The sequence below is a fragment of the Sporosarcina highlanderae genome, from assembly GCF_030433715.1.
Taxonomy (GTDB): domain Bacteria; phylum Bacillota; class Bacilli; order Bacillales_A; family Planococcaceae; genus Sporosarcina; species Sporosarcina highlanderae.
This window is the reverse complement of record NZ_JAROCC010000019.1, coordinates 18,042-39,045: the sequence shown is the minus strand read 5'-3', so window position 1 is coordinate 39,045 and position 21,004 is coordinate 18,042. Positions and strand designations below refer to the sequence as shown.

General features: G+C 41.4%; 20 protein-coding genes. 11 read left to right on the top strand and 9 right to left on the bottom strand.

The window, feature by feature from the left end:
• Positions 1–80: 80 nt before the first annotated feature.
• Positions 81–1,394 carry an AAA-type ATPase lid domain-containing protein gene (locus P5G49_RS16665; protein ID WP_301245652.1) on the top strand — a complete coding sequence of 438 codons (1,314 nt, stop codon included), beginning with the start codon at positions 81–83 and terminating at the stop codon, positions 1,392–1,394.
• Positions 1,395–1,414: 20 nt separating this feature from the next.
• Here the strand turns inward: P5G49_RS16665 and yugI are convergent, their stop codons facing one another.
• The 6 genes from yugI to P5G49_RS16635 form a co-directional block, all read right to left on the bottom strand.
• Positions 1,415–1,789 carry a S1 domain-containing post-transcriptional regulator GSP13 gene (gene yugI, locus P5G49_RS16660; protein WP_301245649.1) on the bottom strand — a complete coding sequence of 125 codons (375 nt, stop codon included), beginning with the start codon at positions 1,787–1,789 and terminating at the stop codon, positions 1,415–1,417.
• Between the two features lie 133 nt (positions 1,790–1,922).
• Entirely contained in the window at positions 1,923–3,647 is a 1,725-nt protein-coding gene (locus tag P5G49_RS16655) for a sigma-70 family RNA polymerase sigma factor (RefSeq protein ID WP_301245647.1), read from the bottom strand.
• Positions 3,648–3,672: 25 nt separating this feature from the next.
• Positions 3,673–5,391, bottom strand: a complete 1,719-nt coding sequence (locus P5G49_RS16650) for an RNA polymerase sigma factor (RefSeq protein ID WP_301245645.1) — start codon at positions 5,389–5,391, stop codon at positions 3,673–3,675.
• 93 nt (positions 5,392–5,484) lie between these two features.
• Entirely contained in the window at positions 5,485–7,680 is a 2,196-nt protein-coding gene (locus tag P5G49_RS16645; protein WP_301245643.1) for a hypothetical protein, read from the bottom strand.
• Positions 7,670–8,224, bottom strand: coding sequence for an RNA polymerase sigma factor (locus P5G49_RS16640; RefSeq protein ID WP_301245641.1), 555 nt, complete (start codon positions 8,222–8,224; stop codon positions 7,670–7,672). Before P5G49_RS16640 ends, P5G49_RS16645 begins: the two co-directional genes overlap by 11 nt.
• Before the next feature lie 106 nt (positions 8,225–8,330).
• Entirely contained in the window at positions 8,331–8,591 is a 261-nt protein-coding gene (locus tag P5G49_RS16635; protein ID WP_301245639.1) for a DUF1871 family protein, read from the bottom strand.
• 89 nt (positions 8,592–8,680) lie between these two features.
• Here P5G49_RS16635 and P5G49_RS16630 point away from each other — a divergent pair, with 89 nt between their 5' ends.
• On the top strand, positions 8,681–9,853 hold the full coding sequence (locus tag P5G49_RS16630; protein WP_301245637.1) for a MalY/PatB family protein: 1,173 nt from the start codon (positions 8,681–8,683) through the stop codon (positions 9,851–9,853).
• Positions 9,854–10,098: 245 nt separating this feature from the next.
• Here the strand turns inward: P5G49_RS16630 and P5G49_RS16625 are convergent, their stop codons facing one another.
• Complete coding sequence (locus P5G49_RS16625) at positions 10,099–10,317, bottom strand: hypothetical protein (RefSeq protein WP_301245636.1); 219 nt, start codon at positions 10,315–10,317, stop codon at positions 10,099–10,101.
• Positions 10,318–10,373: 56 nt separating this feature from the next.
• Positions 10,374–10,961 (bottom strand): peptidylprolyl isomerase, encoded by a 588-nt coding sequence (locus P5G49_RS16620; RefSeq protein ID WP_301245671.1) that lies wholly within the window; start codon positions 10,959–10,961, stop codon positions 10,374–10,376.
• A 434-nt stretch (positions 10,962–11,395) separates the two neighbouring features.
• Here P5G49_RS16620 and P5G49_RS16615 point away from each other — a divergent pair, with 434 nt between their 5' ends.
• Both P5G49_RS16615 and P5G49_RS16610 read left to right on the top strand, forming a co-directional pair.
• Positions 11,396–12,628 (top strand): MFS transporter, encoded by a 1,233-nt coding sequence (locus P5G49_RS16615; RefSeq protein ID WP_301245634.1) that lies wholly within the window; start codon positions 11,396–11,398, stop codon positions 12,626–12,628.
• 58 nt (positions 12,629–12,686) lie between these two features.
• Positions 12,687–14,468, top strand: coding sequence for a transglycosylase domain-containing protein (locus tag P5G49_RS16610; protein WP_301245632.1), 1,782 nt, complete (start codon positions 12,687–12,689; stop codon positions 14,466–14,468).
• A 23-nt stretch (positions 14,469–14,491) separates the two neighbouring features.
• Here the strand turns inward: P5G49_RS16610 and P5G49_RS16605 are convergent, their stop codons facing one another.
• Positions 14,492–15,052, bottom strand: a complete 561-nt coding sequence (locus P5G49_RS16605; protein WP_301245631.1) for a DUF5366 family protein — start codon at positions 15,050–15,052, stop codon at positions 14,492–14,494.
• Between the two features lie 162 nt (positions 15,053–15,214).
• On the opposite strand from P5G49_RS16605, the gene P5G49_RS16600 reads away from it, so the two are divergent.
• From P5G49_RS16600 to mnhG, 7 genes are read left to right on the top strand one after another with little or no spacing between them, the layout of a single operon-like run.
• On the top strand, positions 15,215–17,623 hold the full coding sequence (locus tag P5G49_RS16600; RefSeq protein ID WP_301245630.1) for a Na+/H+ antiporter subunit A: 2,409 nt from the start codon (positions 15,215–15,217) through the stop codon (positions 17,621–17,623).
• The gene (locus P5G49_RS16595) at positions 17,610–18,032 is read left to right on the top strand and encodes a Na(+)/H(+) antiporter subunit B (RefSeq protein WP_283734456.1); all 423 of its coding nucleotides are present in this window, start codon (positions 17,610–17,612) and stop codon (positions 18,030–18,032) included. Before P5G49_RS16600 ends, P5G49_RS16595 begins: the two co-directional genes overlap by 14 nt.
• Positions 18,032–18,373 (top strand): Na(+)/H(+) antiporter subunit C, encoded by a 342-nt coding sequence (locus tag P5G49_RS16590; protein ID WP_301245628.1) that lies wholly within the window; start codon positions 18,032–18,034, stop codon positions 18,371–18,373. Before P5G49_RS16595 ends, P5G49_RS16590 begins: the two co-directional genes overlap by 1 nt.
• Entirely contained in the window at positions 18,366–19,847 is a 1,482-nt protein-coding gene (locus P5G49_RS16585) for a Na+/H+ antiporter subunit D (RefSeq protein ID WP_301245626.1), read from the top strand. Before P5G49_RS16590 ends, P5G49_RS16585 begins: the two co-directional genes overlap by 8 nt.
• A gap of 5 nt (positions 19,848–19,852) precedes the next feature.
• On the top strand, positions 19,853–20,332 hold the full coding sequence (locus P5G49_RS16580; RefSeq protein ID WP_301245624.1) for a Na+/H+ antiporter subunit E: 480 nt from the start codon (positions 19,853–19,855) through the stop codon (positions 20,330–20,332).
• On the top strand, positions 20,329–20,610 hold the full coding sequence (locus P5G49_RS16575) for a Na(+)/H(+) antiporter subunit F1 (RefSeq protein WP_301245622.1): 282 nt from the start codon (positions 20,329–20,331) through the stop codon (positions 20,608–20,610). Before P5G49_RS16580 ends, P5G49_RS16575 begins: the two co-directional genes overlap by 4 nt.
• Positions 20,594–20,971 (top strand): monovalent cation/H(+) antiporter subunit G, encoded by a 378-nt coding sequence (gene mnhG, locus P5G49_RS16570; protein ID WP_301245620.1) that lies wholly within the window; start codon positions 20,594–20,596, stop codon positions 20,969–20,971. Before P5G49_RS16575 ends, mnhG begins: the two co-directional genes overlap by 17 nt.
• Positions 20,972–21,004 lie beyond the last annotated feature (33 nt).

Sequence of the window (21,004 nt, the reverse complement as noted above, 5' to 3'; positions counted from 1 at the left end):
TATAATAATGCAAGAGATTGTTGCATATTTCAAGCATTTTTACTTAATTCGCGAAAAAATAGTAATGGACGGTGATAGGAGTGAATAAAAACGAAAAAACATTTTTTCCTTTATTCGAATTCGCGGTCAATCGGGCTGGCATCGGTATCCATGCTATAGACAAAACTGGCCGAACCGTCATTTATAACGATAAAATGAAGGCAATAGAAGGCTTGGAACTTGAAGAAGTCGGCGATCGCTCAATTTTAGAATTATTCAATTTCGACCAAGAAGAGAGCACATTATTGAAAGTGCTTCAAAGCGGCCAAGAACAATTGAACGTTAAACAGACATATTGGAACCGAAAAGGGACAGAAATTACGACAATCAATGACACCTACCCAGTATTTCATGCGGGTGAATTGATTGGCGCAGTGGAAATCGCAAGGGATATCACCGCTCTTGAAAAGTTCGTACTTCATCCGTTGCGCAAAAATAGTGAACCAGCGTCTTTTGGTCAAATCATCGCTGCTTCGGAAGAGATGAAAACCGTAATTTCAACAGCAAGAAAAGCATCGGTTGCAAATTTGCCAGTACTTCTTATAGGTGAATCAGGGACGGGAAAAGATTTAATTGCCGAAAGCATTCATAATGAATCATCCACCTCTAACAGTTCTTACTATACCTTTTTCGGTCACCAATCAGACGCATCCATCATCGACAGACTGGATGAAGATCTGAATATGACTAAGGCATTTACGTTATTCTGTGAGCGGATTGATTTATTATCCATTTCACTTCAGCAGAAACTCTATTCATTTTTGAAGGGATCTACCTATCAAGGGCGTCAATTTATAGCTAGCATCGGGGACGATCCTGTGGAATTGATCGCTAAAGGGACTTTATTAAAGGAACTTTATTATTTCTTTGCTTCTTTTACTATCCGGATTGCACCTCTTCGAAAACGGAAAGAGGATATCCTTCCATTCGTAAGTTCGTACTTAGCGAAGCGGAAAGAACGGTTCGGCTCATCCCTTGAAGATATCACCTCTGAGGTTGAACAAGTCTTTCTTCAATACGATTGGCCCGGAAATATGCGTGAATTAGAATTTTTACTTGATGAAGTTTCCTCACTTGCGACTACGGAAACCGTCATCACATATGATATGCTGCCACTTCACTTCCGGTTGAAAAGTAACGGTCTAACTGAAACTTCAACACAGGCAACCGACTTTATCGTACAGCCTGAAAGAGAATTGATGTCATTAGATCGATATTTAAAAGAAGCCGAGGAGTATTATTTACTAAGAGCAATGAAAATACATGATGAGAATATAACAAAAACAGCTCAAGCTCTTGGAATGAGTAGGCAAAACTTGCAATATCGTTTGAGGAAATATAAAAATGGGAGATAGGCTATGCGCCTTCTCCCATTTTAGTAACCCGAACGGTCAATCCAATCCTTTAGTTTGTCTTTCAGTGAATTGAAACCCTCTGAATCATGTTCTTTCACTTTGTCTTGCAATGATTTTCTTGGGCGATCGGGTCTTTGGAAAGTACTTGGCGGTTCCTGAAGTGCACGGATTGATAAACTTATTTTGCCTGCAGCTTGGTCGACTTCGAGGACCTTGACTTCCACTTCGTCTCCAACAGCCAAAAAATCATTTATATCCCTGACGAACCCATACGTTATTTCTGAAATATGAACAAGACCCTGTGTCTTTTCATCAAGTGCGACGAATGCGCCATATGGCTGGATGCCCGTCACTTTGCCAGTCAACTCTTCCCCCACTTCATAATTTCTTCCCATGCGAAACAGCTCCCAATCATTTTGGTATCGAATTCTGCCTATCCGGCCATCCGCAATTATACCATAGATTGCCCTTTCCCGGCAAAATCCACCGGGATGCTTATTGGTTTTTTTGCCGCTTCTACATTCGGAATTAATTATCCCCATTTAACTTTTTCCTTAACTCTTGTTCCAAGGTGAAGTAATATTGCAGTCTATTGAGACGAAGTGAAAATGTCCATCCGGAACTTTCCATTTCCTCGACAATCTCCTTCATAATTTGAGCGGAAGGTGAATCTTCGCCATTATTGGCAATTTGCGTCCAAGTCTTCCTATACTCCTCACTAACAGTTCCATTCGAATCGTAAATGTCTGGATTTCCTTCTGTTCTTATTATCAAATACATGATCGAGTTATACGTACTAAAAACCATGGAGTGGATTCTTTCGTAGTCTTTTGATTGAAACAATCCCTTTTCAATCTGCAACATTAAATCCGCCTGATTCTCGACTGTCCATTCATGGATTCCCTTCAAATCTCTCATTAAAATAGTAATATAAATCCCTATATCCGGGTGCAAATTATCTTGAAGGGTTTTGGAAAGATCGGGATCATCAATAATCGGATAGATATAGATATAATCCCCAGGAATGTCATCGCTTGCATCAATATCCAAAACCATTCCTTGTGATTCCATACCGTCAAGCGCTTTCTGTAAACTTAAAGGTTGGCTCGACTTTTTCGAAAAAAATAGTTCCTGATCAAATCTTCCCTCATCATTCCGCCCAATCTCCCGAATGAACGCTTCATTTTGCGAAATTATATGTCCATAGGATCTTAATAACGTACTAATTTTCACGACATATTCATCCAGGAACTCCATACTCTTCTCGTAATCATTCACCAAAGGATTTCCAGTTAAATTCTTCACCATTTCGGAAGGCATCAAAAGCTCTTGCATCAGTATGTCAAAGTCTTTTTGCGCCTTTTTCTTATCAAACTTGCCACCACTCTCCACCTGATCCTTCAAGTCAGCGGTAAACCAGTCAAATTTCCTTCTTGTGTCTTCACCGTACGTTTCTAAATAAACGTCGCTCCGGAGCAGTTCGGTAGATGGTAAGCCCGCTATACTTTTATTACGATCCAACTCTTCAAAGAAAGCATCCTTTGATTTTTCAATGAACTTATCAGCTGCTGACTGTTGGTATGCTTCACTTTTAGTTATTGTCATTACCAACAACATCATTGCCAATATACTAACCCCAATTCCCCATAACAGCATTGGTCTCTTTCGCTTTTCTGTAATACTTTTATTATCTTCAGGAGCTACTACTTTTTTATCTGAAATAAATATATTCATTTCATTATGCAGTGATGTAAGTCTTTGATATGACAAACCAAGGAACTCAAGCTTCTTCTCCAGGTTCGGTTCAGTCATCTGTTTATAAGCTTTATCAATAGCGAGTTGCACTTGTAACTCTGACAAGTCGAGGATATCGGCGATTTCACCCGTTGAATTCCCGTGAAAAATTGAAAGTATGAAAGGGACCCGAATATCAGGTGGCAAACCAAACACTCGATGATGAAGCTTATTATCTTCCTTGAATGGGAATGGCTCCTCCGGTTGTATTTCCGACTGTAGTTCATTAAGCAGCTGTATTGCACTTTCGAACAGGTACTTTTCCTGTAACTGATCTTCTGTCAGTTGGTTCAGTTTGCCGTATAAATTCTTAAATATAGTTTCAGCTAAGTTCCCCGCTTCCTTCTGAGTAAGACCGTACTGAACCGCAAAAAGCTCAATCGGACGGATTTTCAAATTCATCCATACCTTAAACGCCTCAATATCCCCAAGTATCACTTTATCTTCCAAGCTTTCCATCGCTTCACCTACTCCCCCGAGTTACTTAATTCTTAACGGACCAGATTTCTTCCACTTTCTTACCCAACTGCGTAGCAATATATGATTCAATGTCATAACCCGTTGATTTCCAATTATTGTTTTCCAATTCTTTTAATACTTCTTGCATAACTTGCACAGACGGACTACTTTCGTCCGATGCCGCAAAAGATTTCCAATCATCTCTTACATCCTGTCTTACCGAATAATTATCATCGTATAAGCCGGGATATTGATAGATTCCTAAAATGTTATAGACTAACCAACTGTACCGATTATATAAAACATCTTTTAAAGCGTCATTTTCTGTTGTCTTCGGCAATTCCTTTTCAATATATAAAAGGGCATTCATTTTTTCTTCCATTGTTCCACTACCATACATAACGGCCAAACTTTCCCCAGAAAGCAAATAAGTGTAAACATTCATATCTGGATGCAAGTTTTGATTAAGAATCTCAATAATTTCTGGTGTGCCGAATTGCGGGTAGATCAGAACTATATCCTTGATGCCGCCCAAGAAAAAGAATTGAGTTTCCATACCCTTAATCGCGTTTTGAAGATCAAGCGGATAGTCGTCGATTTTCTCAAGAAACAGGTCTTTGTCGACCACTCCATCTGCATTTAAGTCTGCCGACATCAGAATTTCTTCATAATTATTGGCCAACAACCCCATATAGGAGTTCGTCAACTGTTCCACTTTCCTTGTAAATTCATTCATAAATTCATGGCTTTGCTCACGATCTTCCGTCAACGGATTGTTTCGTAACTCCTCAATCATTTCGGAGGGCAATCTTGATTCCTTCAGTAACGTTTGATAATTCTGCTCCGCAGCCTTTCTATCGATTTTCCCTTCTTTTCCAAGCTGTTCTTTTAGTTTTTGAATTTGTTGGGCAAACGCTCTTTGAGGATCGTCTCCAAAAAGATCAAGAACATGGTACACGGTATCTTCCATTGGTTTCTCGATTCCCATTAAGGTGAATCGGTCGTCTATCTTTTGTTCAAAGGATGCTTTCAATTCCTCGATGAATTTCTCCGAAGATGAATACTGATAGGCATCACCTCTTATGACCGAGATGAATAAAAGACCGATTAACATCGCAACACCCACACCCCAAAAGAGAAAAGGCTTTCTTTTATTCACCTTGGTTTCCGTATCCTTAACGGAGGCTGACGGATTCTTTACGCTTTCCGCTTTATAAATGTTCTTTTCTTTCGCAGAAAGCACAAGACGATGATTGGACTTGTTTAATAAGCCCAACTTCTTTTCCAAATTTGGGTCATCAAATATGTAATATGCCTCTTTTATTGAGTGTTCTACTTGTTGTTCGGATTGGTCCAGTATCGCAGCAATTTCCGAAATGGATTTACCATGAAGGTTGAAAAGGATTAAAGGAACTCTAAGTTCTGGTGATAATCCGATTAGCCGACGATGGAGTTCATTATCTTCCTCAAATGGGAATAAACCATCTAAGGAATCATCGATCTGTAAACCTTCCAACTCTATTAATGCGTTTTTGAATAAAACTATTTCATCCAACTGATCCTCATTTAAATCTTCGAGGCTATGATATAAATTCCTAAAGACAGTTTCTGTCACTGCACCCGCGTCTGTTAAAGCAACTCCATATGAAATTGCAAAACGTTCTATCGACCGTATGTATAGACCCACCCATTCTTTGATAGCTTCTTGATTCCCTTGTAAAATTCTATGTTTCAAGTCTTCCAATTCAATCCCTACTTCCTATTGCAAAATAAAGCTTTCATCAAGTATACCAAATTGCCAGAAAAAAAGACTGCCGAATTCGGCAGTCTTTGAGTCTCATCTCATGGGTTGTTCGAAAGGATTAAACTTCACACGCCAGCCTTCTTCCGTCCAAATCATATGGAATTTCATTTCCGAAGGAAGTTCAGGATATAGCTCAGTATCGACTATAAGCGTTGCAACCCCCTGATAGTTACCATTCTCATCCTGCTCCAGCCCTTGGAATGAAGCTTTTGTATACATTCCATCTTCATAAGACGGGGATTGAGAATACTTTTCCGGATTTTCCAGGAAGGTTTCCTTATCGACTACTTCTGAACCATCTCCTTGGAAGAATAATTTGTATTGCAATTCGTAGTTACCTCTATTTGCTCCATAGAAATATACACCGACTATATCCAATGGTGGAGCTCCGCGCAAATACTTCATCTCGAAATCCGGCAGATTTACTGATTGATACGTATATTCCCCAAAGTTCAGTATATCCTTGAATCCCCTTTCAGGGAACATTAGATAGGACGGAAGGGTTTCCATATACCTTGTGTTCACTTCCCAAATGCCATCTTCATTAAAAATCATTTGAATTTCCGTATCTGAACCGGTAAAGGAAACATGGCTATGGAATTTAACTTGACTTCGATATACAGTATTTTGATCAAACCTTGCTTCTGTAGCGTTTCGGAAGTGCGAGAAGCTCTTGCGCCAATTTTTCACATAGTCATTGAGTTCTATCTCTCCATACTCGCTATACGTTGCATTTTCATTCAACAAATGAAACATCGTTTCCGGATCATCCATTTCGTTTGCGTAATTGAATACTCCTAAGACGTGAATCGGCGATGCCCCTTTTAATACCGACTTGTCATGTGCTTTCTTGAAGTCGGAATACAGTTCCTGAACTTCATTCCAAAACGACTCATTTGGAAATTGAATCGTTTCACTCTTGAAATCAGGTCTCTCCCCATACATGTAATACTCTAATTGCCCTTCGCGATAAAGGACTATTGCATCTTTTAACGCATCATACGAAAGTGAATCCCAACTCTTCGATTCCCTCCATCCAGATGCCTCCATTTCTTTGACGATAGGCTGCATGACATATGCGAGAGGTCTCGCATCACCAGTAGCTGCCAATCCGCGCCAAACATCCTGATAATCCGGAAGAAGAACGCCATCCTCGTCGAAGATTTTCGTATATTCGCTGCCTTTCACCAAGTCATTGAAAATGGTGAGGTAATACGATTCCAATACAGGATATAAAGATTGGTCCTGTTCCACATTTATGAGTGTTTGTTCCATCCTTCCTAACTTATATGCCATTTCATTAAGCGGATATTGAAGTATCGGGCCATACATATATGGCTCTTCAACCATCATTTGAATATAAGCGTCTGTATGATGATGCAAATTGAAAGCCAAATCAGAATAAAAAAAATAGTAATTGTTATGCCGGGTCCTAATTTCCCCGGAATATTTCTCTGTATGCAGTCGAATCGACTGATCCCGCATCGTTCCGATAATATTTTGGAGCTGTTCGGGGAAACTCTTGCTGCTCAACGACATGATTTCGGCTTTATCGACATGAGGACCTACTTCATATGCATCAATAGCTTCTTTGTTCTCTTTTAGGATTTGATCATATATTTCAATGAGCATCTGCACTTTTCGACGATATTCACCCAAAAATGCGATGCTTCCCCGTTCATCGTTCTGAAGACTGTTTGCCCTTAAATCATTCAGCATTTCAGATGGCAACTTCAATTCATCGATTGCACGATTATAAGTTTCTTCAAGTGGCGTTTTTTCCGTTCCAGCCCTTACCATTTCAAGATAACTTTCGTTTTCCAATAATTTAATCGTACTATCCGCATAGCTTGCATAATGCTTAAAGAAAACTTCATCCAACTTCAGCATTTCCCGACGGTTTTCCCGTTCTTCTTCGTACCGTTTGAGCAAGCTTTCGATGTGTTCATCCGTAACCGGGGATTGGATAATTTCCTCTTCCGATTTCTGTTTTTGATCCAAAACATACCCAGTTCCAATGATCCCTATGATGAACATGCTTGCGATGCCCATCGCCCAAATTGTGAGATTCTGCCTGAACCCGCGATTGGAGGATTTTTTCTTATTGGATTGCGGCACCTTCTCTTCATCAATGTGCTTGAAAACTTCATCCGGATCAAAAGAGGAAGGCACACGATCATATGACTTTTTCAGGAATTCCATCCGCTTCTCAAACTGATCATTGTCCATGCGGCACACCCCCATTCAAGCTCATTTCTTTTTTCAAGGCGTCTTTCGCTCTGAATATCCGGGTCTTCACTGTCGCCAACGTTAGATTCAATACGTCCGCAATTTGTTGGTAAGACAAGTCTTGGAAATAAAATAGGATTAGCGGAACTCTATACTTTTCATCCAGTCGCAGGATTTCTTCATGCAACGCACGATCCTCTTCGAAAAGCAGAACCTGATGCTCCGCCGACTGATGGCCAGTCGACTTCCCTTCCCTTTTGAGACGATCTTCTTTGGCTGTCTCCCTTCCCTCTTTACGGTAATAGTCCCGTGCTGTATTTAACGTGATTTTATATAGCCATGTCGTAAAACGTTGTTGATTGAACTGCGGCAGGAATCTATAAAGCTTAATAAAAACTTCTTGCGTGACGTCCGGAATATCATCGATACGCACACCACATTGGTATGCGAATTTCTCGACAGTCCGGTAATGTATATCCATCAATTGCGCAAATGCAGCTCGATCTCCATTTTGCGCACTCACGATCAAATCCGCCTCATCCATTTCTCACCCTCGCCCTCTATTCCCTTCTGATGGTGATACGATAGTTTCCCTGTAAATGTTTCAAATATAAAAACCGCATCTACATTTAACGTAGATGCGGACATATTCAAACTATACATTTTGCTTCATATTTTATCGCTAATAACTTATACGAGATTTGCATGCATTTCTCCAACGGAATCCAAAGTTGGTAGGAATGCTCATAGATCTCGCGGATTCGTTTCGCAAGATCAGTAGGATGGTCAAGCACCTGTAGATCGGCAAGGACATCTGCTATCTCAAGCGAATATGCTTTTCTACCGGCATTGAACGGATCCCATTCTTCAAGTAGTGTGATTGCTTTTTTATTCATTTCGATTGTTTGCACGACAATTCACCTTATACTTATTTTTTTCTGTTGTTTCGTTTATGATAGCATAGTAATGTAAAAGAAAAAAGGAAATGAGGGGTTTTGTAATGAAAGAGTTTGAGCAAGTGATTGATCGCAAACAAACACGATCCGTAAAATGGGGAAATATGGAGGCTGTTTATGGTATAGATGACGCTTCTGATATTTTACCAATGTGGATTGCCGATATGGATTTCAAAGCGCCTGAACCTATTATTGCTGCGATGCAAGAACGTTTAGATCATGGCGTTTTTGGTTACTCTTACATATGCAAAAAATGTAAAGATGCAGTTAGATCCTGGCTTTCTTATCGATATGATTGGGAAACAGAAAATGATTGGATGCTCTTCCATCATGGAGTAGTGCCTGCTATTGCAACAGTCGTTGAAACGTTTACGAAAGCAGGGGACAATGTTTTAATCACTACCCCGGTTTATCCACCTTTTTTCAATGTCCCTGGTCATCAACGCCGGAATATCGTTGAATGTCAGTTGAAAGAGGACAATGGAAACTACTCAATCGACTTTGAATCATTCGAGAAGTGCTTGCAGCAGGACGTAAAAGTATTCATCTTATGTAACCCGCATAATCCTGCCGGCGTCATTTGGACAGAAAATGAGTTGCGTGAGATTTTACGACTTTGTAAACAATACGATGTGTTAGTTCTATCCGACGAAATCCATGCAGATCTTGTACTTCCTGGATTTAAGCATATTCCACTTGCAAAACTTGCTGAAAAAGTAGGCGGTCGCGTCATTACATGTGTAGCGCCAACGAAGACGTTCAACTTGGCGGGTGTACAAGCTGCTATTATGATTACGGAAGATGAAGAGTTAAGGGAAGCACTTCAACAAAATGCAATGGCCCATGGTCAAATGGAATTGAATGCATTTGCAGCTTCAGCTCTTATATCGGCATACACTGAGTGTGAGCCCTGGCTCGAGAATCTCCTTGAAATCATTTCTACCAATATGGATTATGTCATCGATACATTGCCGGAAGCGGTTCCGGGGATATCTATTCAAAAGCCTCACTCCACTTACTTATTATGGATCGATTACCGTGGGACTGGACTTTCTGAAGAAGAAATGATGGACAAGCTTTTGAATAAAGGAAGACTTGCACTTGAGCCAGGTACAAAATATGGCGAAGCAGGACGTGGATTCCTACGTATGAATATCGCGACTCCACTTGCGATTGTTAAAGAAGGCGTGGAACGTTTTATCAAGGCTATGGAATAATAGATGAAGGACGGATCCCGTGTGGATTCCGTCTTTTTTTGTAGGATGGCGGATTTTTGAGCGCGGGGGACGTTTTCTTAAGGGCCAAGCCGATTTCTTGAGCGCAGGGAACGCTTTCTTGAGCGCGGGAGGCACTTTCTTGAGCGCCAACCCACTATCTTGAGCGCGGAGGCGATTTCTTGAGCGCAGAAGTTTCCAAGCTCTTAAAAAAGGCATGATCCGCAATCGGATCATGCCTTTTGATATTAATGCTGGTTTTGTTGCTTTTCTTTTGCTTCGCGGCGTTCGCGAAGGATGCGTTCTTCCAGTTCGCGTGTCTCAGCTTCCTGCTTTTTCGAAGCCCGCTTGATCCACATGAATGTAAATGCAAGAAGGATCATGAAAAACACAAAGGAAATGGCTGCTGGAATATACTCTGATTTATCTTCTGGAAAGTAAAGGAACGGCATAAGGATAACGTCCATTTACGTACACTTCCTTACTTGTCTAATTATTTCCCGACTAATTATTCCGGCTTTACTTATTTCTGGATGATTTCGATTGATTCGATTGAAATTTCTTCAACTGGCTTGTCTCCGTGACTTGTTTCCGCGTTAGCGATCTTGTCGACTACGTCCATTCCTTCGATCACTTGGCCGAATACTGTATGTTTTTGGTCAAGATGGGGTGTACCACCATTTTTTTCATAAGCTTCAGCAATTTCTTCTGGCCATCCGCCTTGTGTCAATTGAGCAGCAGATGCTGGTGGATTTGAAGCTTGTACGATGAAGAATTGGCTGCCGTTCGTGTTTGGACCAGCATTCGCCATTGATAATGCGCCTCTTAGATTAAATAAATCCATCGTGAATTCATCTTCGAATGAATTGCCGTAGATGCTTTCCCCACCCGCACCTGTTCCAGTTGGGTCTCCACCTTGGATCATGAAATCTTTAATAACACGGTGGAAAATGATTCCGTCATAATAACCGTTTTCGGCATGTGTCAGGAAGTTTTCTACTGTTTTCGGTGCTTTTTCCGGGAATAACTTAATTTTGATTGGCCCCATTGTAGTATTCATTACAACAAGTGCTTCGTTTGCAGCAACTTCATTTGATAATTGTGGATACATAATTGTGTCCTCCTCTTGACCTGTATTGCTTTGGTTACAAGCAACTAACATGAACGTTAAAAAGATTGTAAGCAAAGCAAATGTGATCTTCTTCATATTCATTCACCCTGAAACAGTTTACCATATCCATATTTATTTTTCGATTGATAAGCACAGCACTTCCTTCGAGTATCGAAATGTTCTATAATGGACAAAAGCGGAGGGCGCTTGCTCAACTGCGACAGGCATAAGGCGAAGATACGAAGTGGCGGTTTTTGCCACGCAGTAGCTTTGACTTATGACCCGAGCAGTTAGCGCCCGGAGCTAGACGTAGAAAGATATAACAACGTTTGAACTAAATTAACTGAGGGAAATACAACCATGATAAGCTCTTATCCCATCAAAGCAACTGCCGATTTCAGGATTCGGCATAACACAGAAAGCAGGTTTACCCGATGAATATTCAAAAACGAAATTTCATTATCATATGGCTTGCCAATTTTTTAGTTGCGGGAACGATGACGATGATCATGCCTTTCCTATCCCTCTACATAGAGACGTTCGGGAATCACTCCGATGCGTATGTCCAAAAATGGGCAGGACTTATTTTTGGTGCAACATTCATAACGGCATTGATCATGTCGCCGATTTGGGGGCGAATTGCAGATAAATATGGCTTTAAACCGATATTGCTTATAAATGGATTTGGAATCGCCACATCCGTATTCTTGATGGGATTTGTTAATTCCGTTGAAGTGTTCTTCCTTCTTCGCCTTCTAAACGGTGTAGTTACTGGCTTCATCCCTACTTCACTTGCATTCGTATCATCACAGACTGCGAGGGAAGAAGCTGGCAAGAAATTAGGGACTTTACAAATGGGAAGCGTGACGGGTACGTTATTCGGTCCGGTATTAGGTGGACTGATGGCCGATGCATTCGGTTTTCAATACACGTTCATCATCACGGCATTTTCCGTTGTCGTGGCAGCGCTGATCGTCTTATTCGGGATTAAAGAAGAAAAGAAAGTTAAGAATACAAGAGTCAATAATTATTCCCGTAAAGCGATTTTAAGTGGACTGCTTCATCACCGATTGATGTTAAATGTTATGATTGTGACGGCATTAATCCAAGTCGGGAACTTCAGTATTCAACCGCTTCTCTCCCTTTACGTTTCGGGATTAACAGATTCAAATGACGTGGCATTCCTTGCTGGGCTAACATTCAGTGCCGCGGGTGTTGGAAATCTCTTGTTCGCAAGGAAATGGGGGAAAATGGGAGATGAGATTGGCTATGAAAAAGTGCTTGGCGCATTGCTTCTCCTATCTTTCATTTTCATAATTCCGCAAGCCTTCGTATCGTCCATTTGGCAACTGATGATTTGCCGGCTGTTATTCGGGATTGCGATTGGCGGGATGATTCCAATCACCACAGCCCTTGTCCGCCGCGAGGCTCCAATAGATATTCAAGGAGAGGTGATGGGTTACAATACAAGTTTCCGTTTCCTTGGCAATATCATTGGGCCAATGCTTGGCGGAATCATTAGTGGATTCATAGGGATTTCGTCGGTCTTCCTTCTAACGGGCACCCTCTTCTTGATAGGGTTCGGTTTCCTATACTACGCGACGAAAAAGCCCGTCCAAGACTTCGAAGATTTCCTTGCGGAAGAAGCAAGACAATCCAATCTATAAATTTCGGCACATTTCCTAAGTGGAAATGTGCTATATTTTTTTAGAGGGGGGAACCTTTTTGAAACAATTCACTGGCTTTTTATTCATAATTATCCTTGTTCCCCTGCTGTTAGGGATTCAGCAAGCCATTGCGAAAGAATGGGACAAAACACGACATTTGAAAGCTCAAGCGGAAGAATCGATTAAACTTACCGAACCTTTATTGACACTACCAATATCAATAGTAGATCGAAACGGCAGGGTCTTTGCAGAAGAGTATGTTGAATGGAGGGATCCACTTCCATTGAATAAAGTTCCCGTTTTTTTAATTGATTTGTTTTTGGAGAGTGAAGATAAAGGCTTCTTCGAACATCGAGGCTATGATGTGGCGGCAATTGTAAGGGCATTTGCGGTTAATACGGCCAAGGATGATTTGCAGCAAGGTGGTTCGACGATTACGCAGCAGCTTGTCAGACTCCGATTCCTCACGACCGAAAAAACGTATGAACGTAAATTCAAGGAATTACTTTATGCCGCGGAGTTGGAAAATCAGTCTACGAAAGATGAAATTCTCGAAATGTATTTAAACGAAATGTACTTTGGCAATAAGGTATATGGAATCGGGGCAGCCGCCACTTATTACTTTAATCGTCCCCTTGATAAGTTGAGTCCTGCGGAGATGGCTTTCATCGCAGCGATTCCGAACAATCCTTCACGATACGATCCGCTGAAGTACTTTGATCGAACAAAAAATAGGCAAGAGCTTCTTTTAACACTGATAGCAAAAAGCGGCACAATCACTGAGAAAGAAGCGGAATTATGGAAGAAAGAGACCATTACGCTAAATTTGAAGGAAAAAGCGAATGAATTTACAATGTATAGCTCCTTGGTACTTTCGGAACTTGAGGAGTTGGTCGGTCATTCAGAACGGACAGCCGAAATTCTTGCGAAAGGTGTGCGAATTGAAACGGCCCTGTACCCACAAAAACAAAAGCAAGATGAAACTTCAATCTCTTCCCTTCTTGCTGGGAGTGGTGTACAAGCTGGGGCTGTTGTCATCGAAAACAAGACAAGGGAAATTGTAAGTATCTACGGAGGCAGAGATTACAAGAAGGCCGATTTCAACCGTGCATACCAAGCAGTACGGCAACCAGGCTCTGCTATTAAACCGCTCCTTGTTTACGCGCCCTTTTTCGAAAGCGGTCCATATGATGAAAGCACACTGATTGACAGCAGTAATCTTTGCATCGCTTCCTACTGTCCTAAAAACATCGGCGGTTTCACATATGGAATGACCACAGTGAAGGAAGCATTCCGTTACAGTCATAACACGGCCGCAGTAAGGGTTTTCGGTACCGTTGGAATTGACAATGCCTTCGCCTTTCTAAAGCCATTTGAATTCAACAATGTAAACAAGACCGACCATACGTATCCTGCAGCCCTTGGCGGCTTTCAAAGAGGTGTGACTCCACTTGAACTTGCATCTGCCTATACAAGTTTCATTGATGGAACGTTCGAAAAACCACATGCCATTAGAAGAGTAGTGGATCGTGATGGAAACATACTTTATTCATGGGAGGATAAAGCAGTGAAAGTATGGTCACCTTCCACCGTTTCCACCATCCGTAAGTTAATGATGGATGTCGTTTTAAACGGAACGGGTCAAGGCATCACCAACACAACTAGCTACACTGGCGCCAAAACGGGCACAACCGACCACTACAAGGATCTATGGGTTGCAGGCATGAACGACAATTACACAACAGCCGTGTGGATAGGACACGACAAACCGGCTTCCATCCAACGGCTAAGCAATCAAAAAATCCATTTAAAAGCTTTTAATGAATTAATGAAAGACTAGTTTCCAACGAGACTAGTCTTTTTCTATGCAATCGGTAAGCTAGCAAGTACGCCATTATATAATTTTATAAGAATATAAATGATGCCGGTCAACAGAACGCCCCAAACAAGTATCTCAAAAGATAATAAACCTAACGTACTTCCGAGTGTCATGAACTTACTAAGTTTAAAAACCGCATATATAAAATAAACAAGCGTCGTCAGTAAAAAAATAGCTATGAGTAACTTAATAGATTGAATGCCTGCCACAGAAGTGAGCGCTCCAAAGAAATAAATAACATTCCCGCTTTTCGCTTCACTATACGATTCCCCCCCTGCATCCTTCGAAAAAAACAGCATCGCTGTTTCATGAATTGTCTCCGCTATCAGCTTCAACGCCGAAAACATCATGAAAAATGCAAGCGTGTAAAGGACAAGAAGAAAAAGATTCAGCTGTGAGTCCGTCAAAAACTCCCGCATTCCAGCATACAGTCCGATTTCACCAAAGAACTCAATAGATGTACCTACGAGAAAAACACCGAATGTTAAACTGAACAGAGTAATCGTCAAAAATGGCAAATATCCAAATAGGTAAGGATTCCTCATTTGGCACCCCGAATATAAATATTTTATCATTCCCTATAATATAGGAAGTGAAACATAATTCGCAAATAAACCAGTTTGTTACCTATGCATTCCGTCCGATTTTACGTTATACTCTTAACCAATGTGTAGAATAATGATTCTTTTATCGGAAGGAGGATTTACTTGGAATTCGTATTATTGATTTTCCTGCCAATCTTGGCGGCCTTTTTTATCCCCACTCTTTATAAAAGGATAAGAGGCATACATACTGGTTGGTTCGTACTTCTTGTACCTGTTCTTTTATTCGCTTACTATATGTCGTTTATCAGAACAACAATGGATGGTGGACATGCAGTTTCAGAGCTGCAATGGATCCCTTCGCTCGGCATTTCTTTTGTTTCTTATATCGATGGGCTTAGCTTGCTGTTTTCATTGCTCATTACTGGAATTGGCGCATTAGTCGTTCTCTACTCCATCTTTTATCTTGATAAAAACAAAGAGAAGTTAGGTAATTTTTACGTTTATCTCCTACTATTCATGAGCGCGATGTTAGGTGTTGTTCAATCGGATAATGTTATTTCCCTCTACCTATTTTGGGAGTTAACATCAATCTCATCATTCCTACTCATCGGTTATTGGTTTACTCTTGATCGTTCACGTTTCGGCGCTTTGAAATCGATGATGATAACTGTTTTCGGTGGGCTGATGATGCTTGGGGGATTCATCCTCCTTGGCATTATGGGGGGAACGTTCTCCATTCGTGAACTTATTGCAGGCTCCTCCACATTTGTAGGTCATGAGTTCTTCATTCTAGCCCTTGTCCTCATTTTACTTGGAGCATTCACGAAATCCGCACAGTTTCCGTTCTACATCTGGCTTCCGGACGCAATGGAAGCGCCAACACCAGTCAGTGCCTATTTGCACTCGGCAACGATGGTAAAAGCGGGACTCTATCTTGTAGCGCGTTTCACGCCTATTTTCGCTGCTTCCGAAGTTTGGATATGGCTTGTGACAGGCATTGGATTACTTACGTTGTTCTGGGGTTCACTGTTCGCGGTAAAGCAAACGGATTTGAAAGCGATCTTAGCTTTCTCAACCGTTAGTCAGTTAGGGTTGATCATGTCACTTTTAGGTGCGGGGGCAATAACATTCCACGCGAATGAAGCAATATTTTCCTTTGCGATGTTTGCTGCAATCTTCCATTTAATCAACCATGCAACATTTAAAGGCAGCTTGTTCATGATTGCAGGTATTGTAGATCATGAAACAGGGACAAGGGATATCCGGAAACTTGGTGGGTTGATGAGCATTATGCCAGTCAGCTTTACTGTCGCCTTCATCGGCTCGATGTCAATGGCAGGCCTTCCACCATTCAACGGGTTCCTAAGTAAGGAAATGTTCCTACAATCCATGCTTGCGATCCGCCATTTTGAACTCTTCAATTTTGCGACTTGGGGAGTGATTTTCCCGGTTATCGCATGGGTTGCAAGTGTATTCACTTTTATTTATAGTTTCTACTTTGTATTTAAGACATTCGCTGGTAAGAGGAATGACGCACCGCTTCCGCTTCAGCCTCATGAAGCACCGGCTGGGATGCTTATCTCTCCAGTTATCCTTGCTACACTTGTCGTAGTGATTTTCTTCATTCCGAACGTTGTTGGGAAATGGCTTGTAAAGCCAGCTGTCATGGCAATTCAGCCTTATCAATATGGGCATCCGTCTGAAATCGCGGTCCACGTTTCCGCTTGGCATGGTTTCGCTTCGCCCGAGTTATGGATGACGGTTGGAATAATTATTATCGGTGGACTTCTGTATTTGTCTTTATCGAAATGGCAAAAGGTTTACGATGTCCAGCCTGAATACTTATCCTTGAATTCATTCTATGATTCAACAATGAACTTCAGCGAAAAAGGAATGAATCGACTGTCCCGAATCTATATGACAGGCCTCATCCGTACGTATTTGCTCTATATTTTCGCGTTCATTTCCGTTACAACGATAGCCGTTCTCTTTATCCAAGATGCATTTGTCGTTGACATGGACAGTTTTTCAAAGGTCAGTGCATATGGGGTAATCAACGCCATTATCCTTTTGCTTGCAGTCGCTTTCGTTTTACTTTCCAAGACAAGACTCGGCGCGATTATTTCGCTTGGGGCTGTAGGCTATTCAGTTGCTCTCTTCTTCGTCATTTTCAAAGCGCCTGATTTAGCGCTTACACAATTGGTCATAGAAACAGTATCGGTTGCATTGTTCCTTCTTGCGTTTCAGCATTTGCCGAAGCTTTCCGACCATGGCGAGAAGAAAAGCAATAAATTAGTGAACGCCATCATTGCACTTGGAATTGGTGTCACTGTGACATTGGTCGCCTTGTCTTCCCATTCACAAAAGCTTGTTGCATCAATATCACAATACTATAAGGATACTGTTGCGACTGAAGCTGGCGGGGGCAATATCGTCAACGTCATCTTAGTGGATTATCGTGGATTTGATACATTATTTGAAATTGCTGTTTTGGCAATTGCGGGGATTGGCGTCTTAGGCATGATTAAACTACGACTTGCAAGAAAGGAGAATCCGGATGAAAACAAATGATGTCATTTTACAGACGACAACTAAAGTGGTGTTTTTCATCATCTTCCTGTTTTCCATTCATATCTTTTTTGCAGGTCATTACACTCCAGGAGGCGGCTTTGTCGGTGGTTTGCTGACGACAGGGGCAATCGTCCTTCTATTGCTTGCATTCGATTTGAAGACGGTACAAAAAGCATTGCCTTTTAATTTCACGATAATGACTGGAATCGGCTTGCTTTTAGCACTTGGAACCGCAGCGGGCGCTATATTTTTCAATGTCCCGTTTTTCACACACGCTTTTGATTATTTCACCCTTCCTTTATTCGGTGAAACATCACTGCATACAGCGATGGTGTTCGACGCTGGAGTCTTCCTTGTTGTAGTCGGATCGGCTATTACAATCATCCAGTCGATTGGAGGAGATTCGTAATGGAGTTGTTAATGGCAATTTTAATCGGAATTCTGTTTACTGCTGCTGTCTATTTGATCCTATCAAGGAGCCTTATAAAAATTGTAATCGGCACAGGATTATTAAGCCACGGCGCTCACCTTCTCATCCTTACGATGGGTGGTCTCGGCGGGGCCTCCCCACCGGTCTTAGCTGAAGGTGTAACGGACTTTGCCGATCCGCTGCCACAAGCGCTCATCTTGACGGCAATCGTCATCAGTTTTGGAGTTACAGCCTTCATGCTTGTTATGGCTTACCGTGCTTATGCGGTCCATAAAACTGATGATATGAATCAAATGAAAGGAAATGACGAACATGATTAATCTACTACTATTCCCGATCATAATTCCTTTCCTTTTCGCGATTCTTTTATTGTTTTTTAAAGAGAACGTAGTTATGCAGCGGGTCCTATCAGTGATTGGCGTCACGCTTGGTCTTATTGCTTCGTTTTATCTACTGATAACAATAAAGGCAGAAGGTGTACAAGTCGTTACACTTGGTAGCTGGCCAGCCCCGTTTGGCATTTCGATGGTATCAGATATGCTTTCTGCGCTGCTTGTGACAACGACACTATTAATCACATTATTTGTCATCATCTATAGCTTCACATCAATCGGAAAGGAACGGGAACGCTTCTTCTACTATCCCGCAATCCTTTTCATGGTGACGGGTGTGAACGGTGCTTTTACAACAGGGGATATTTTCAACATGTTTGTCTTTTTCGAGGTACTGCTCATCGCTTCTTACCTATTGATCGTCCTTGGTGGCGAGAAGAAGCAATTACGCGAATCCATTAAGTACATACTTGTTAACATTGTATCTTCTGCATTATTTGTCATTACGGTCGCTTATCTATACTCAGTTGTTGGCACATTGAACATGGCCGATATATCGGTGAAAATCACTGAGATTGGGCAACCGGGCATTATAACTGTCATTGCAGTTCTATTGCTTATCGTCTTTGGAATAAAGGGATCGATTTTTCCACTTTACTTCTGGCTGCCAGGTTCTTACGCGGCACCCCCTATTCCAGTTCTTGCCTTATTCGGTGCATTGCTTACGAAAGTCGGCATATATGCAATTATGCGGACGTACACATTGTTCTTCATTCATGACACAGGATTTACCCATGAAATTCTAATGGTTTTATCCATCCTGACAATTATCGCCGGTTGCATCGGGGCTCTCGCCTATTTCGACTTGAAACAGATAATTATTTACAATATTGTCATTGCTGTAGGAGTCATTCTATTCGGTGCTGCACAAATGAATGAAGCAGGAATTTCAGGCGCAATTTTCTATCTGATTCATGACATGCTTATTAAAGGGGCTTTGTTCCTTTTGATCGGAATCATCATTTACGTAACAGGAACATCCAATTTGCGAAAAATGGGTGGGTTGATGAAAACCCATGCACCGTTAGGTTGGTTTTACTTGATTGCGGCGTTTGGGTTAGCGGGCATTCCACCATTGAGCGGTTTCGTCGGTAAATTACTCATTGCTCAAGGGGCATTCCAGGCAGGTAATGTTTGGGGAAGTATCATCATTCTTGCATCCAGCCTTGTTGTATTGCTATCTGTCATGAGGATTTTCATTTATGCGTTTTGGGGAGAACCTGTGGCGCTTCCAAAGATCGAGCGGAAGTCTTATGCACAATTAATGTTTCCTGCAATCGTGCTGGTCGTTCTATCAATCTTATACGGAATTGGTACCGAATGGCTGATTCCATACATGACAGACGCTACAAACGTATTATTAGACCCATCCATCTATATTGATGCGGTTTTAGGAGAGTGAGCTCATTGGCATTTCAAATTTTATTGAATTTTTTCATCGCCGTCGTTTGGATGTTCATGAACTCCTCATTGACCGCGAGTACGTTTATCATTGGGTATTTGATTGGGTTGCTTTTGCTTTTCATAACAAGGCGTTTTTTCAATTCGAGGCTTTATATATGGCGGGTATGGGCAGCTATTAAGTTGACTCTCCTTTTCATCAAGGAACTTACGCTATCAAATATTTCGGTGCTTATGCTTGTGCTTCGTCCGAAATTGGAACTCCGGCCAATGATTTTTGCAATGCCTACTGAATTGGAGCAGGAGTGGGAAATAACGTTATTATCAAGCTTGATCACATTGACGCCGGGAACAATTGTGCTTCACGTCTCAGATGATCAGCGCACACTTTATATCCACGCGATTGACGTAGAAGATGTCGATGAAGCAATCGATTCGATTAAAAATTCATTTGAAAAAGCAATTATGGAGGTGAGCCGAGCATGATGACTTTCATATGGATCTGTCTAATCCTCGTTGTCTTATCGATGATTGGCATCATGTACCGAGTATTCCGTGGACCTTCGATTCCTGATCGACTTATCGCACTTGACGGGATAGGTGTCATGCTCATTTCGGCAATTGCGTTACTTTCAATTCTATTTGAAACAACTTTTTTTATCGATGTCATTTTGCTGATTGCAGTCATGTCATTTATCGGTACGGTATCATTCTCCAAGTTCATTGAGAAAGGAGAAATCATCGAACATGATCGTAATCGCTAATATTCTCATCGTCACTACTATTATAGTCGGTATCATCTTCACAATCGTTACGATGATCGGCATTCTCCGTTTGCCTGACGTGTATACTCGGGCACACGCGGCTTCAAAAAGTGCCACGCTTGGAGTTCTTAGTATATTGCTTGGTGTTTTCTTGCACTTTTGGCTGAAAGAAGGCCATTTCAGTATCCAGCTTCTTTTAGGGATTCTTTTCTTATTTATCACTTCACCGGTTGGTGGTCATTTAATGGGACGTGCTGCTTATCTGTCAGGAGTCAAACCTACTGATGAAACCGTTGATAACGATTTGAGAGAGGCGGTTGAAGAAGCAAAGAAGGAAAATCTGCGACGACTTAAGGATTAAAATACAAAACACCCTGCAGTCCTAACAAGGATT